General features: G+C 34.3%; 11 protein-coding genes and 1 tRNA gene. 10 read left to right on the top strand and 2 right to left on the bottom strand.

Going from position 1 to position 15,612, the window contains the following annotated elements; translation table 11 throughout:
• Positions 1–149: 149 nt before the first annotated feature.
• The 9 genes from VFM92_RS04200 (at position 150) to pth (ending at position 9,637) form a co-directional block, all read left to right on the top strand.
• Positions 150–953 (top strand): alpha/beta hydrolase, encoded by an 804-nt coding sequence (locus VFM92_RS04200; RefSeq protein ID WP_325120942.1) that lies wholly within the window; start codon positions 150–152, stop codon positions 951–953.
• 340 nt (positions 954–1,293) lie between these two features.
• A complete protein-coding gene (gene purL / locus VFM92_RS04195) occupies positions 1,294–4,983 on the top strand; it encodes a phosphoribosylformylglycinamidine synthase (RefSeq protein ID WP_325120941.1) in 3,690 nt (1,229 codons plus the stop codon).
• Between the two features lie 65 nt (positions 4,984–5,048).
• Positions 5,049–5,609 (top strand): DUF4136 domain-containing protein, encoded by a 561-nt coding sequence (locus VFM92_RS04190; protein WP_325120940.1) that lies wholly within the window; start codon positions 5,049–5,051, stop codon positions 5,607–5,609.
• Between the two features lie 77 nt (positions 5,610–5,686).
• A tRNA-Gln gene (locus VFM92_RS04185) sits at positions 5,687–5,759 on the top strand.
• Positions 5,760–5,820: 61 nt separating this feature from the next.
• A complete protein-coding gene (locus VFM92_RS04180) occupies positions 5,821–6,747 on the top strand; it encodes a ribose-phosphate pyrophosphokinase (protein WP_325120939.1) in 927 nt (308 codons plus the stop codon).
• Between the two features lie 34 nt (positions 6,748–6,781).
• Complete coding sequence (locus VFM92_RS04175; RefSeq protein WP_325120938.1) at positions 6,782–7,426, top strand: 50S ribosomal protein L25/general stress protein Ctc; 645 nt, start codon at positions 6,782–6,784, stop codon at positions 7,424–7,426.
• Between the two features lie 149 nt (positions 7,427–7,575).
• Positions 7,576–8,307, top strand: a complete 732-nt coding sequence (rluF, locus tag VFM92_RS04170) for a 23S rRNA pseudouridine(2604) synthase RluF (RefSeq protein ID WP_325120937.1) — start codon at positions 7,576–7,578, stop codon at positions 8,305–8,307.
• Positions 8,258–9,019: an alpha/beta hydrolase gene (locus VFM92_RS04165; protein ID WP_325120936.1), complete on the top strand. Its 762-nt coding sequence runs from the start codon at positions 8,258–8,260 to the stop codon at positions 9,017–9,019. Before rluF ends, VFM92_RS04165 begins: the two co-directional genes overlap by 50 nt.
• Positions 9,020–9,076: 57 nt before the next feature.
• The gene (pth, locus tag VFM92_RS04160; protein WP_325120935.1) at positions 9,077–9,637 is read left to right on the top strand and encodes an aminoacyl-tRNA hydrolase; all 561 of its coding nucleotides are present in this window, start codon (positions 9,077–9,079) and stop codon (positions 9,635–9,637) included.
• 225 nt (positions 9,638–9,862) lie between these two features.
• Here the strand turns inward: pth and VFM92_RS04155 are convergent, their stop codons facing one another.
• On the bottom strand, positions 9,863–12,694 hold the full coding sequence (locus VFM92_RS04155) for a M16 family metallopeptidase (protein ID WP_325120934.1): 2,832 nt from the start codon (positions 12,692–12,694) through the stop codon (positions 9,863–9,865).
• Between the two features lie 122 nt (positions 12,695–12,816).
• Here VFM92_RS04155 and VFM92_RS04150 point away from each other — a divergent pair, with 122 nt between their 5' ends.
• On the top strand, positions 12,817–13,383 hold the full coding sequence (locus VFM92_RS04150; RefSeq protein WP_325120933.1) for a hypothetical protein: 567 nt from the start codon (positions 12,817–12,819) through the stop codon (positions 13,381–13,383).
• A 54-nt stretch (positions 13,384–13,437) separates the two neighbouring features.
• On the opposite strand, the gene VFM92_RS04145 is transcribed toward VFM92_RS04150, so the two are convergent.
• On the bottom strand, positions 13,438–15,384 hold the full coding sequence (locus tag VFM92_RS04145; RefSeq protein WP_414675563.1) for a M1 family metallopeptidase: 1,947 nt from the start codon (positions 15,382–15,384) through the stop codon (positions 13,438–13,440).
• Positions 15,385–15,612: the final 228 nt, after the last annotated feature.

Below are 15,612 nucleotides of genomic sequence, written 5' to 3'. Positions count from 1 at the left end.
AAGTTAGCTTTTGTTTGTAATAATTTCGAGTTCTGATAACTTATTTTTAAACTTCTGATTTTAAGAGAATTACCATAATAATGTATTAGTCTTTTTTATAATTAAAAATTCTGTTAAGCATTTCATTATCATATTATACTTTTTTATAAATGAAGAATGACCATATAAAATTTGGAGAAAATATTTTGCACTACTCTATAGCTGGAAATGGAAAAATACCACTACTGGCCTTCCATGGTTTTGGTCAGTCAAAAGAAATTTACAATCCCTTTCATGAACTTCTAGGAGATGAATACACTGTTTATTCATTTGATATTTATTTTCATGGCAAAAGTGAATGGAAGGATAGAAATCAGGCTTTAGAGAAACAGTATTGGGAAGAAATATTGAATCTATTCTTTAAAAAACATAATATCGAAGAATTTGCAGTTTGTGGATATAGCATGGGCGGAAAATTTGCTTTAGCGAGTCTTGAACTATTTCCAAGTAGGATTAAGCAATTTTTATTGATAGCACCAGATGGGATAAAAACATTGTTTTGGTATAGTTTAGCAACCTACCCTACTTCCTTTCGCAGATTTTTTAGAGCAATGATAGTGAAGCCAAAATATTTTTATCAGATTTTAAATCTTACCAAAAAGTTAGGACTGGTAGATAAAAGCCTATTGAAGTTTGCCAATACACAAATGAATACCCGGGAAAAGAGACGCAGGGTTTACCTTACCTGGGTCGTCTTTAGACATTTGAAATTTGATTTAGAACTAATCGCATCATTACTTAACCAAAATAAAATCCCAATGATGATGTTCACAGGAAAATATGATAAAATCATAACTGCCGAGAATATGATGGACTTATTAAAGCATGTGAAAGAATATGAACATGTCATTTTGGAGGCAGGACACAATACCTTGATAGCTGATACGGCTAAACATCTTGCAAAAGCCCATTAATTACACAAAGATCAGACTGATTGTGGTAAATGCTGAAATGTAGTAGGAAGAAAAAGTTGGGAGTTACAAGCTCGAAGTGGGAAGAAAAGGCAGTACGGAGGGTCGTAATTGGGACAGAAAAGTTTAAAATAGAGTAGAAATAAGCTGAAATATTATTTGAATTAGAATAATCTTAGTCGCCAGTCTTGATCATACGATACCGTAGGCTCAGATCTGAGCTTCTAACTAACCCTTAGTTCTTGGCAATAGATTCTAGATTCTAATTTTCTAGATTCTAGGTTAAATAATGGATAATTTCTAACTTTGCGACTTTATAAATTCCACCTACATAAAATACATTATGCTGAGCTTTTTCCAAGGTAAAAATCATCAAATCTACGCTTTAGGACACCAAGAACCTTTTTCTGAAACAGACTTAGAAAAACTATTATGGCTACTTGATGCAGAGAAAACTTTACCTGCTTCGGAATTAAAAGCTATTTATGTGGGACCACGCAAAGAAATGGTAAGTCCTTGGAGTACCAATGCAGTGGAAATCACTCAAACAATGGGGCTTGAAGGCATATTCAGAATCGAAATGTTTGAATCGATTGAAAAGCTCACTGACGTAATTGATCCAATGTTGCAAGCAAAATATCATGGCTTAAACGAGGATATTTTTACGATTGATAAACAACCCGACCAAATTAAATTAATTGAAGATATTGCTTCCTACAATGAAAAGGAAGGCTTAGCACTCAGCGATGAAGAAATTCAATATTTAGAACAGGTAAGCAAAGATTTAGGACGTGCTTTAACTGATAGCGAGGTTTTTGGTTTCTCTCAAGTAAATTCTGAGCATTGCAGGCACAAAATATTTAATGGAACTTTCGTGATTGATGGAAAGGCAATGCCTCATACACTGTTCCAAATGATTAAAAAGACTTCCAAGGAAAACCCAAACAAAATAGTTTCTGCCTACAAAGACAATGTTGCCTACATTGAAGGTCCTGAAGTAGAGCAATTTTCATCTAAAAATCCTGAAAAAGCCGATTACTTTCAAAAAAAGAAATTTAAATCTGTTATTTCATTGAAAGCTGAAACGCATAATTTCCCAACAACTGTTGAGCCTTTTTATGGTGCTGCAACTGGTTCTGGTGGTGAAATCAGAGATAGAATGGCTGGTGGAAAGGCAGGAATTCCTCTTGCCGGAACTGCCGTTTATATGACTTCCTACTCAAGACTAAAATCAAACCGTCCTTGGGAAAATCATATGGAAGAAAGACCTTGGCTTTATCAAAGTCCGGTTGACATTCTGATTAAAGCTTCAAATGGGGCTTCCGATTTTGGAAATAAATTTGGACAGCCATTGATTTCAGGTTCTGTCCTCACTTTTGAGCATGAACATGCTGGAAAAAAATATGGCTATGATAAGGTAATCATGCAAGCTGGGGGTGTTGGATATGGAGTAGCTGATCAAAGCAAAAAAGACATCCCTCAAAAAGGCGATAAAATTGTAGTGATGGGTGGTGATAACTACCGTATTGGAATGGGCGGGAGTGCTGTTTCCTCAGTGGACACGGGTTCTTTTGCAAATCAAATTGAGCTGAATGCGGTTCAGCGTGCCAATCCGGAAATGCAAAAAAGAGTCGCCAATGCAATTCGTGCAATGGCTGAATCTTCTGAAAATCCCATTGTATCCATACATGACCATGGTGCTGGAGGACATTTAAATTGTCTTTCCGAATTAGTGGAAGATACAGGTGGAAAAATTGATTTAAGAAAACTACCTATTGGCGACACAACCCTTTCAGCCAAAGAGATTGTAGGAAATGAGTCTCAAGAAAGAATGGGATTAGTGATTAAAGAAAAAGACATCGCTAAATTAGAAAAAGTATCTAAACGTGAGAGAGCACCTTTTTATGTGGTTGGTGAAATCACTGGAGACCATCATTTCAGTTTTGTAGATAACGAAAATGATGAAAATCCTGTTGACTGGCCATTAGCCTCTATGTTTGGAAGTGCTCCAAAAACCATACTCTCAGACCAAAAACAACAGACCAACTTCACTACACTAAATTATGAATCTAAAGAACTTGAAAGCTACATTAAAGATGTTTTAAAATTAGAGTCGGTAGCTTGTAAAGATTGGTTAACCAACAAAGTAGATAGATGTGTTACTGGAAAAGTAGCCAAACAACAAACTACAGGGACTATCCAGTTGCCTTTAAACAATGTGGCAGTAATGGCCCTAGATTATATGGGTGAAAAAGGAATTGCCACATCGATTGGGCATGCTCCTATCAGTGCATTAATCGACCCAAAAGCAGGTTCAGAATTATCGATAGCTGAAGCATTAACAAACATCATCTTCGCTCCTATTCAAGATGGTTTAAAGGGAATATCATTAAGTGCCAACTGGATGTGGCCAGCAAAGAATGAAGGCGAAAATGCACGTTTATACGAGGCGGTCGAAGCGGTAAGTAATTTTGCAATCGAACTGGGTATTAATATCCCTACCGGAAAAGATTCGCTTTCTATGGTGCAAAAATATCCTTCAGGAGACAAAGTTTATGCTCCGGGAACTGTGATTATTTCAGCTGCAGGAGAAGTATCCGACATAAAAAAGACACTTGAAACAGCTTTAATTCCGAAAAAAGATAGCCATTTGATTTATATCAATATGGGGAAAGGAACTTTTGAGCTGGGCGGTTCTGCATTTGCTCAAACTCAAGCTTCATTGGGAGAAAAGACAGTTGATATTAAATCTGCAAGTCATTTCAAAACAGCCTTTGAGGAAATTCAAAAACTAATAAATAAAGAGAAAATTTTATCTGGACATGACATAGGATCGGGTGGAATGATTACTTCTCTATTAGAAATTACATTCTCTCATCAAAACATTGGCTTAGATTTAAATTTCAATGTATTTGAAGAAGTGGATTTAGTAAAATTACTATTCAGCGAGCAGCCTGGTTTAGTCCTTCAAATAGAAGATATTGCGATTTTAGAAGACTTAAAGCAAGCTAACATTGAAGTTACTTCACTTGGAAAAATCAACAATTCAGGCAAGCTCAGCATTAAAAAAGGAGAACAAAACTTAATCTTAGATATCGCAGACCTACGAGATGAATGGTATGAAACTTCTTTCTTGCTTGATGAAAAGCAAAGTGGAAAGAAATTAGCAAAATCTCGATTTGATAATTATAAAAATCAAGCCTTATCTTTCAACTTCCCTAAACAATTTAAAGGTACTTTTGAATCGCTCGGCTTAGACACTAATCGCAATTCAGAAAGCGGCATAAAGGCTGCAATAATTCGAGAAAAAGGAGTTAATAGTGAGCGTGAAATGGCTTACATGATGTATATGGCTGGATTTGATGTAAAAGACATCCATATGACAGATTTAATGAGCGGAGAGGAAGATTTATCTGATGTCAATTTTATTGTTTTCACTGGTGGATTTTCTAATTCAGATGTATTAGGTTCCGCAAAAGGTTGGGCAGGAGCCTTTAAATACAATGAAAATGCTCAGAGAGCATTGAAAAATTTCTATGATAGAAAAGATACGCTTAGTATGGGAGTGTGCAATGGCTGTCAGCTAATGGTTGCGTTAGATTTGATTTACCCTCAGCATCAAGAAAAAATCAGAATGGCACATAATGATTCCCATAAATTTGAATGTGGCTTTGTAAATGTAGAAGTTCCAGAAAATAATTCTATAATGCTGAAAAGTCTTGGAAAAACTAAATTAGGCATCTGGATTGCCCATGGTGAAGGAAAATTTGAAATGCCACTTTCAGAATCAGATTACAATATAGCGGCCAAATACAGCTTCAGCCAATACCCAGCAAATCCAAACGGATCTGACTTTAATGCAGCTGCTATTTGTTCTAATGATGGAAGACATTTGGCTATTATGCCACATTTGGAACGCAGTATATTCCCATGGAATTGGGCTAATTATCCTACCGAAAGAAAAACAGATGAAATTTCACCTTGGGTTGAGGCCTTGGTAAATGCTAGAAAGTGGGTAGAGAATATGTCGTAAATGTTATCTTTTATAAAATTTTATACTGTGACAAAACAGAAATAGAATAATATTGTTAACTTGATATGATGAAAAGATTATATCAAATTCTGTTAGCCGTATTATTATTTTCAAATGGTTGTTTTATTACAAAAGAATATCCAGTAGAATACGATTATAACTTTTTAGGAGATTTTAATAATTATAAATCATTTGATTTTTTCATAACACCTCAGAACTTTCCAGATTCTCAAAATGAATTAGTAAAATCAACTATTAAAAATCATCTAGAGCTGTTGGGCTATGAGTACGATCCTGAAGAACCCAGTTTCTATGTAAACTACTTCTATTATGGTGATTCTCTAAAATATAGAGGATATGACCAGCCCAAAATGCAAGATTTTGTATTATTTAAAAATAAAAAAGAGAAAGAAAGAGAAGAATACGAAAACAAAGATTTGAATATTACTAATGGGACGTTGGTAATCAATTTTACGGAAAGTTCAAATTATTCTATGATATGGCAAGGGTATACTACTGATTTATATTCAGAGAATATTTTTGATGACCCTAGAAAAGTGAGAGTTGCTATCTTAAGTATTTTAAATAATTACGCTTATCTTCCTTCAGATGGAAAAAATAATTAATATTTTTCATCTCTTTGTTTGCAAATAATAAAACCGTTTTTACCTTTGTGTTCCCTTAGCAATAAGGCAAACAAAACTGCCCGATGGTGTAACTGGCAACACGTCTGTTTTTGGTACAGAAGAGTCTAGGTTCGAGCCCTAGTCGGGCAACAAAATCCCGTCCAATTGAGTAGGACGGGATATTTTATTTTAAGCGCAAAAAATAAAAAACATGTCCTCCGTTAAAATCTTCTCTGGTTCTGCCTCAAAATATTTATCTGAAAGAATAGCTGCAAGTTACGGTAAACCACTTGGAGACGTTGAAATACAAAAGTTTAGTGACGGAGAACTTTCACCTTATTATACAGAATCAATTCGTGGTCATCACGTTTTTTTAATACAATCTACCTTCCCTCCTGCTGATAACATCATGGAATTGCTTTTAATGGTGGATGCAGCAAGAAGAGCAAGTGCATACAAAGTAACTTTAGTAGTCCCTTATTTCGGTTATGCACGTCAGGATAGAAAAGATAAACCAAGGGTTGCTATTGGAGCTAAAATGTTAGCGAATATATTTGAAGCCGCTGGTGCAGATAGAATTGTAACATGTGATTTGCATGCTGGACAAATTCAAGGATTTTTCAACATCCCCGTTGACCATATGGATGCATCCGCTATTTTTGTTCCTTATCTTCAAGAGAGCATTACTCCAGATACAATTTTTGCTTCTCCTGATGTGGGAGGCACAGCAAGAGCAAGAAAATATGCTAAACATTTCAAAGTTGACATGGTAGTTTGTGATAAACACAGACAAAAAGCTAATGAAATAGCTTCCATGCAAGTAATTGGAGATGTTGAAGGAAAGGATGTTATTTTATTTGATGACTTAGTTGATACTGCTGGAACATTATGTAAAGCTGCTGACATTTTGAAAGATAAAGGAGCCAAAACGGTTAGAGCCGTTATTACTCATCCTGTATTATCTGGAAATGCGTATGAAAATATTGCAAACTCTACTTTAGATGAGTTAATTACAACTGATACATTGCCATTAAAGCAAAAATCAGAAAAGATTAAAGTGCTTTCGGTAGCTGACATGTTTGCCAAAGCGATAAGAAAAATTCACGATAATGAATCTATAAGTTCATTATTCATATAAATAGTAAATATTCACTTTTAATAAATATATAATTATGAAAACTGTTGAGATTATAGGGTATAAAAGAGCAAATCTTGGCAAAAAAGAGGCGAAAAGATTAAGAGCGGAAGCAATGGTTCCTGCCGTATTATACGGTGGAGATCAGCAAGTCCACTTTTATGCGCCAATGATTCTTTTTCGCCCATTAGTATTTACAGCTGAAGCACATTTCGTTAACTTAAACATAGAAGGCGAAAAGTATCAGGCTATTTTACAGGATGTTTCATTTCATCCAGTAAATGAAATCATCTTACACGCTGATTTCTTAGAATTACACAAAGGGAAAAATATCAAAATGAACATTCCTGTTCATTTAGAAGGTACAGCACCTGGTGTAACTAAAGGGGGTACATTGATTCACAAAAGAAGAAACCTTTTAGTAAAAGCATTGCCTAAAGATATGCCTGAGCATATTACTTTAGATATTAGTGCATTAGACTTTGGTAAGTCAATCAAAGTTGAATCAGTATCTGTTGAAAATTGCGAGATTTTAGATACTCCTCAAGCATCTATTGCTGTAGTTGAAATTCCTAGAGCACTTAGAGGTAAAACTACTGATGATGAAGGTGAGAATGTTGAAGGAGAAGAAGGAACTGAAGGTGAAGGTTCAGAGACACCAGCAGAAGGAGCTGAAAGTTGATTTACCCAACATCTTAAAATATTTCAATCCTGTTCATGCTTCATGGGCAGGATTTTTTTGTTAAAAGATTAGTTACACTTTTCCATCTTCTTTTTATAACTTAACATCAATAAATGATTGTTGAAATCATGACGCTTAAAAATTGAATTTTGAATACACCATTAAAAAGAATCAATAAGTTTCTAAGTGAAGCAGGCTATTGTTCTCGTAGAAATGCAGACAAATTAATAGAACAAGGAGCCGTCACCATCAATGGGAAAATCCCTGAAATGGGTACTAAAGTAGGACCTAAGGATGAAGTTAGGGTGAAAGGAAAGTTGATTTCTGAACCTAAATCTGATTTTGTATATCTAGCATTTAATAAACCAAGAGGAATTGTTTGTACTACAGATACTCGTAGAGAAAAAGATAATATCATTGATTACATCAATTATCCTGAGAGAATTTTCCCGATAGGAAGATTAGACAAATACAGCGAAGGATTGATTTTCTTAACCAATGATGGAGACATTGTCAATAAAATACTAAGAGCACGAAATAATCACGAAAAAGAATATATCGTTACCTTAAATAAACCTATCCATGGCGACTTTATTGAAAAAATGGCTAATGGAGTTCCAATATTAGACACCATAACCAAAAAGTGTTTTGTAGAGCAATTAGGGAAAAGTACTTTCAAAATCATTTTAACTCAAGGATTAAACCGGCAAATCCGAAGAATGTGCGAATATTTCGAATACAAGGTAGCTAGTTTAAAAAGGGTTAGAATTATGAATGTTAAGTTAGACATTGAAAAAGGAAAATGGAGACCAATAACACCAAATGAGCTTAATGAAATTCAAAAATTGGTTAGTCAGTCTGAAAAAACTCATGATCATTAAAGGTGTTTTCCTGTATCTATTTTTCAGTCTCTTTTGTTCTACAATTATATTTTGTCAAATTCAACCTACCATATATTTATTTCCTGGCCAAGGCTCAGATGAACGTTTATTCGAGCGTTTAGAACTTGGAAGTAACTATAAATTAGTCCACATAAAATATCCAATCCCAGAAAAAGGAAGTTCATTAGCAGAATATGCAAAAGTAATCGCACATCAAATTGATACAACAAAACAGTATATCCTGCTTGGAGTTTCCTTGGGTGGAATGATCATATCTGAATTATTGGATTTTTTAAAACCTGAAAAGTCAATCATTATATCCAGTGCAAAATCACGTTTAGAGCTTCCTATTCGATATCGGTTTCAAAAAGTGATTCCGATATACAAATTAATTCCCACTAAATTAATGCTTTCTGGAGCAAAATTTTTACAACCAATTGTGGAGCCTGATAGAAATACGCATCAAGCTACATTTAAAAACATGCTGGCTAGCAAAGACCCTGTTTATATGAAGCGTACAGTTTCTATGATTATTAATTGGAAAAGGAAAATAAGTCAGGAAAACATCATTCATATCCATGGAACGAAAGATCGCACTATTCCTATCAGAAATGTAGATGCAAACTATAAGGTTAAAGGGGGTTCACATATGATGACATTAACAAATCCCTCTCCTATCAATAACATTCTATCTAAATATTTGAGTGATTAAAAACTCGGCACTCCCATAAAAATCAATTATTTTTGAATTTTAAAGAATAAATACATTATGAAATACCTTATTGCAGGTTTAGGAAATATTGGAGCTGAATACGAAATTACTCGTCATAATATTGGTTTTCTAACACTAGATCGGCTAGCCGATCAACAAAAAGTTGAGTTCGAAACCTTGAAATTGGCTATGAAAGCTGAGTTTAAACATAAAGGAAGACAAATCCATCTGATTAAGCCAACTACTTACATGAACCTATCTGGCAAGGCTGTCAATTTTTGGATGCAAGAACTGAAAATCCCAAAAGAAAATGTTTTAGTGATTACCGATGATATTGCACTACCATTTGGGAAATTAAGATTGAGAGCTAAGGGTTCTTCAGCAGGTCATAATGGCTTGAAAAATATCGAACAGCTCACAGGTGGACAAAATTACGCTCGCTTAAAATTCGGTGTCGGGGATAATTTCCATAAAGGGCAGCAAGTTGATTATGTTTTAAGTCCATTTACCCCACAAGAATTTGATGAATTACCCTTCATCATGGATAAAGCTTGTGATATGGTTTTAGGCTTCTCTACTATAGGCGTTAATAGAACAATGAGTGAGTTTAATGATTAACTATCTCAAGACAATATCACAGTAGTGTTATCTCCCCATTCGGACTTTAATGAATTTTAACAGCTAAACACTACCACCCAAGCAATCATTTTTAAAACTTTCCAAGGACGGTAGTGAATTACGATAGCTAGTAGATAATAGCGCACGGATTCAAGTTCTAATACAAAAAAAGCTGTCCCAAATTAAAATTGAGACAGCTTTTCATCATATTAGATTAATAATAACTTATTCTGCAGAATCTGTTTCAGGGAGTAAAATTGCCTCCACAAATTGATCTTCATTTAAGAACTCATTTGCAGCAGATTTCAAATCTTGAGTACTTAAAGAATTGATTTTATCTTCACTTATAATGAAGTTGCTTAAATCATCATCATAGTAATAAAAACTATACAATCTATTTAACCAATAATCATTTTTCTTTAAGTCTTCTTTTAATCCCTTTAGCTGTGCTTCTTTAACTTTTGCTAAAGCTTCCTCTTCCACCCCATTTTCTTTAATATCTGCTAAAATTTCATGTGTAGTATTCACTAAATCTTCCACATTTTCAGGTCCGCAAGGAAAAGCAATTCTAAAGGTGTAACGACTTTCAGGTAACCTTTGCATACTACCTGAAGCACCAACTCCATATACACCACTTTTCTCTTCTCTAAGGATATCAATTAACTCATTAGTCACTAATTCACCTAAAGACCTCAAGTGATAGCTTTTTTGCCTATCATATTCTGTTTCTCCATGATAAATAATTGTAGCATAACTTTTTGGGTCAGTTCCTTTAATGATTTCTTCTTTCACCACTCCTTCAGGAGGTCTGATTCCTAAGTCTACCCAATCATCTTTTCTCTTAACAGTTGGTAAACTCCCTAAATAAGTTTCTAACATAGGAGTTATTCCGTCTACACTAAAATTACCAACAAAAATGAAAGTGAAATCACTTGCATCAGCAAATCTATCCTCATAAATCTCAAATGCTCTTTCAAAATCAATTTCATCTAAATGTTCCGCCTTCGGAAAACCACCACCTCTAGGATTATCTTGCGATAAAATCATGCTTAATTTATCGCTATAGTAAAACTGAGGATTAGACATTAAGTTTTCATAAAACATCTTATTCTTGTTTACAAAAGAACTAAACGCTTCTCTATCCATTCTAGGAGCAGTAAAATATAAATACATCAATTGAAACATTTCCTCTAAATCCTGAGGACTTGCTTGACCATTAAAACCTTCCGAATAAGTACTAATAAATGGACTAACTCTAACGGTCTTACCCGATAACATTTTTTGAATATCAGTACTTGAAAAATCAGAAACACCTGCTTCAGAAATTAATGAAGTCGCATTTGAAGCTGAATAATAATCTTCCATCTCGTACTGACTATGTCCACCAAAACTAAAAGCACGCATTCTTACTTCATCATTTTTAAATTCAGTAGGCTTTAGCACTACTCTTACACCATTACTTAATTCTAATTCGGTTATACCTAATTCATCAATTTTAGATGAATTCACAACTTCACCAGCTTTAGGTGTATTAGTCATAAAGTTCTCTGCAACTTCTTCTTCTTTATAAGGTTCCATGTCTGAATTTTTAACCTCTTCCAGTATAGATAATATATCTTCTTCTGTAGGCATCTCAACTCCTTCTTTTTCTGTACCCGTCAGAACAATAACTCTGTTTTCATCCGTAACCCACTGGTTAGCTAACTTATTGATTTCCGGCAAAGAGATTGAATTAATTAGATTTTGGTAAAATTCATATTCAAATTCAGCACCTGGAATAGGATTACCACTTAAAAAATGTTGGATATAGGCATTAGCAAATCTACCAGATTCTGTTTTTTCTAGTTCTTTTACGCGCTTTTCAGCATTATTCAAAAAGGTTTTTTTGTATCGCTCCAATTCAGATGAAGTGAAACCATGCTCTTTTATACGTTTGTTTTCTTCCGCTAAAGCTTTTAAGCCTTCTTCAAAACCATTTTCACCTACAATTGCAAAAGATGAATATGCACTTTTACTTCTTACTAAAGGAGAAAATCTAGTACCAGCAAATATAAACGGAGGTTCAGCTGATTGAGTCAGTTCATTTAATCGTTGACTTAGCATTCCATTATACATACTATAAACCAAATCTTTTCTTAAATCTGCTAAGGTTTCCATCTCCTCATTGTCATGTTTGTAGTAGAGCTGGATTTGATTAAAATTAGCTTCTTTATCAGAAACTATACTTACATAAGTTTCTTCATGATTTGGTACATCATATAATTTTTTCTCTTTGGGATTTTTAGGATTCTTCAAATCTCCGAAGCGATCTTTAATCTCCTGCTCCATTTTTTCAGGATCCAAATCGCCCACCGCTATTACGGCCATCAAATCAGGTCTATACCAGTCTTCATAAAAAGAACGGATTGTTTCATATTTGAAGTTTTCCAAAATTTCTTTTTTTCCAATTGGCAATCTTTCCGCATAGCGTGAATCTTTGAAAAGAACAGGAAAATATTCATCTCTCATTCTCTGATTAGCACCTTGACCTAATCTCCACTCTTCCAACACAACGCCTCTTTCTTTATCAATTTCTTCATCAGTCATCAATAGACCATCAGCCCAATCTTCCAAAACAGTCATTCCTTTTTCTAAAACCCCTTCATCATCTGTAGGAATTGGTAGAATATAAACGGTTTCGTCAAAACTGGTATAAGCATTTAAATCAGCACCAAATTTTACTCCTGCTGATTGAAGAAAATCAACCAACTCATTCTTTTTGAAATTCTTAGTTCCATTGAATGCCATGTGTTCCGTAAAGTGAGCTAAACCTAATTGTTTAGCATTTTCTTGCATTGAACCAGCATCAATTACCAAACGAAATTCAACTTTATTCGCTGGTTTTTCATTTTGTCGGATATAATAAGTTAATCCATTTTCTAGTTGCCCTACTTTCACATTTGGATCCAATGGAATAGGTTTTTGTAAGGCTTTGTCAATCTCTGAAGATTGCGACCAGGCTGAGCCTAAAGAGACAAACAGCAAAATAGCAATCATTAAAGGTTTTATTCTAAGCATAGTTTTTTATTTTTTATTAATTAAGAAAGTTTGAAATTATTATAAATATTACATTTATACAACTATCCAGTTAGTTTTATTTCAAATAAACAATCAGAAAATCTCATCGTTATTTTAATGATATGAAGGTAAAATTTAGTAAAGTAGACAGCGATAAAATTAAAGAAAGCTTTCTCGAAGCTTTGAGGAAATACGAAGATTTACATGATTACTCTATCACTCTATATCAAAAAAGAGTGAAAAATTCCACTATGCAGGCTCAACCTATCATTTCACTGCAAAATATCTTTAGCGGAATCAAAAGATACAGAATCATGCTAGGAGTTTATGTAAGCAGTAGTGATACGTTAAAAGTAGAGGATGTTCCACAAAATGTAATGACAGGATGGTTTGCTCATGAATTAGGTCATTTGGTTGATTATTTATCCTATTCCAACCTAGGCATGATAAAGTATGGGCTGCAATATGTCTTCTCAAACTCATTTAAAATGAAAGCAGAGCATGAGGCAGATTATATCGCCATTCAAAGAGGTTTTAGAGATGAAATTATTGCGACTAAAGAATGGGTATTAAATCACGATTTGGTAGGCCAACGATACAAAGATAGACTCCATAAATACTATCTTTCAATTGAACAAGTGGAGCTTTGTAATATGAATGAACCACCTTTTGTACCTAAAATAGAATAAAAAAAGCTCTCCGTTCGGAGAGCTTTTCAACTATTATAACTAATTAATTACTAGTTAATCTTTGTAATATTGACTTGGCCAAACGTCATTACTTCCATTTACATCTGGAAGAATTTTATTAGGGTCAATTTCGATTTTTGTAACTTCTTTACCTGTGCTTAATAAATGATTCCATGAATCACCTCTTTGCCAAATTTCAACAGGAAGTTCAACCATTTCATCAGTTCCATCAGCGTAGGTCACTTTCATTTTCACAGGCATTGGAATTTCACCATTATTACCTATGACTAAAAGATAACTTCCCTGATATGGGTAAACTGCGTCTAGCGAAATATCAATATTTCCGTTTCCGTAGAACCAACCTCTCCAGAACCAAGATAAACTTTCACCTGCAACATTTTCCATCGTATTGAAAAAGTCACCTGGGGTAGGATGTTTATAAGCCCATCTGTTAATGTATGCTTTGAATGCATTATCAAACCTTTCCGGACCTAAAATATATTCTCTCAACATCAAAAGACCCATAGCCGGCTTCATATAAGCAATCATTCCTAAGTTACGAGTATCTGCAACATCAGGATAAGTCGCTATCATTTCCCGGCTTTCGCTAGTCAACCAGCCTACATAACTTCTAGTTTCATCCAAATCATCAGCAAATTCTCCATCATTAAATTCCTCTGAAGAATAGAAATTGATGAACGTATTAAAACCTTCATCCATCCAAGCGTATAATCTTTCATTGCTCCCTACAATCATAGGAAACCAGTTATGACCAAACTCATGGTCAGTAACACCCCATAAAGATTTGTTTTTAGACTGATATCCACAGAAATTCAATCCTGGATATTCCATTCCGCCTATATCAGCTGCAACATTGATAGCATTAGGATATGGGTATTCAAACCACTTCTCAGAGTAATGTTCAATTGAAGCTTTTGCATATTCAGTAGAACGACCATAACCATCTTCTCCATCGCTTTCTTTAGGATAAGCTGATTGTGCTAACGCTTTTTTTCCACTGGGTAAATCAATTTTAGCAGCATCCCAAATAAACGCTGGTGATGAACCCCAAGCTACATCTCTAGTATTTTCCATTTTAAATTTCCATGTTAAATTTCCTGACTGCTTTGGTCTTGTTTTAGTAGGATCTCCAACTTCATCAGCTGTAATAATATGTACAGTTTCATCACTTTCAGCCGCTTTAGCCATTCTATTTTGCTGCTCTGAAGTTAATACATCACCTGGATTTAAAAGTTCACCCGAACCTACAACGATATGATTGTATGGGACCGTTACATTATATTCGAAATCACCGTAATCTAAATAAAATTCACCCGCACCTAAATAAGGTTCAGTGTTCCATCCTCTAATATCATCAAATACAACCATTCTAGGATACCATTGTGCCATCGCGAATATTGTACCATCATCTACTTTTAACTGTCCCATTCTGTCCATTCCTTTAACAGGGATTTTATAGGCAAAATTCATACTAATCGTAGCTGTACCACCGTTTGCTTCAATTGGTTCGTCAAAGAAAACCTGCATTCTAGTATCCGTGATGATATGCTTACTGGATTCATTTCCTCTTCTTCCACTAATGGCTTTTAAATTAGTAATCTTGTAGCCGCCATCCATATCACCTACATATCGATTTCCCTGGATTGGAGTAGTCAATGTCCCTCTTGAGGTTTCAGTAAACCGATTTTGTTCTAAATGAAGCCAAACAAACTCCAATTTTTCTGGACTATTGTTAGTGTAAGTAATAGTGATATCACCATTAATCATCTCATTCTCTTCATCTAGAGTGACATTAATTTTGTAATCAGCACTGTTCTGCCAATACTCATAGCCTGGCTTTCCAGAAGCCGACCTAAACTCATTTCCTCTTCTATCACCAAAGAATTTAAATAAATCTTGGTTGTTTTCTTGTGGTTCTTGTGCAAATAGGCTTGTGAAAACACCTAAAAACATCAAAACCGATAATTTTAATACTTTCATATATTCCATTTAAAGTTTAACATCGATAAAACACGAAATTAATATAATTTTATTGTCATGCACAGTTTTGTTTGATGAATGGGAATAGAAGGTATTGAAGTGTTGAAGTGTTTAAAGCCTGTTGCTTAAATTGAATTAAATCTTTTTCAACATCTTTTCCAAAAGGGGGTTATGGGTACTAGGTAGATTTTATATCTTTGTCACAGCTAAAAAATAAATAAAAATAAA

It is taken from the genome of Marivirga sp. (assembly GCF_035704835.1).
Lineage (GTDB): Bacteria > Bacteroidota > Bacteroidia > Cytophagales > Cyclobacteriaceae > Marivirga.
Note: the sequence above shows the minus strand (reverse complement) of the source record. Positions and strands in the feature narration are given on the sequence as shown.

Excerpts from the sequence above, each read along its gene's own strand:
- VFM92_RS04150 (WP_325120933.1), top strand. The coding sequence starts at position 12,817 with ATGAAGGTAAAATTTAGTAAAGTAGACAGCGATAAAATTAAAGAAAGC.
- VFM92_RS04155 (WP_325120934.1), bottom strand. The coding sequence starts at position 12,694 with ATGCTTAGAATAAAACCTTTAATGATTGCTATTTTGCTGTTTGTCTCT.
- VFM92_RS04200 (WP_325120942.1), top strand. The coding sequence starts at position 150 with ATGAAGAATGACCATATAAAATTTGGAGAAAATATTTTGCACTACTCT.
- VFM92_RS04180 (WP_325120939.1), top strand. The coding sequence starts at position 5,821 with ATGTCCTCCGTTAAAATCTTCTCTGGTTCTGCCTCAAAATATTTATCT.
- VFM92_RS04145 (WP_414675563.1), bottom strand. The coding sequence starts at position 15,384 with ATGAAAGTATTAAAATTATCGGTTTTGATGTTTTTAGGTGTTTTCACA.
- VFM92_RS04175 (WP_325120938.1), top strand. The coding sequence starts at position 6,782 with ATGAAAACTGTTGAGATTATAGGGTATAAAAGAGCAAATCTTGGCAAA.
- VFM92_RS04165 (WP_325120936.1), top strand. The coding sequence starts at position 8,258 with ATGAAATTCAAAAATTGGTTAGTCAGTCTGAAAAAACTCATGATCATT.
- VFM92_RS04190 (WP_325120940.1), top strand. The coding sequence starts at position 5,049 with ATGATGAAAAGATTATATCAAATTCTGTTAGCCGTATTATTATTTTCA.
- purL (WP_325120941.1), top strand. The coding sequence starts at position 1,294 with ATGCTGAGCTTTTTCCAAGGTAAAAATCATCAAATCTACGCTTTAGGA.
- pth (WP_325120935.1), top strand. The coding sequence starts at position 9,077 with ATGAAATACCTTATTGCAGGTTTAGGAAATATTGGAGCTGAATACGAA.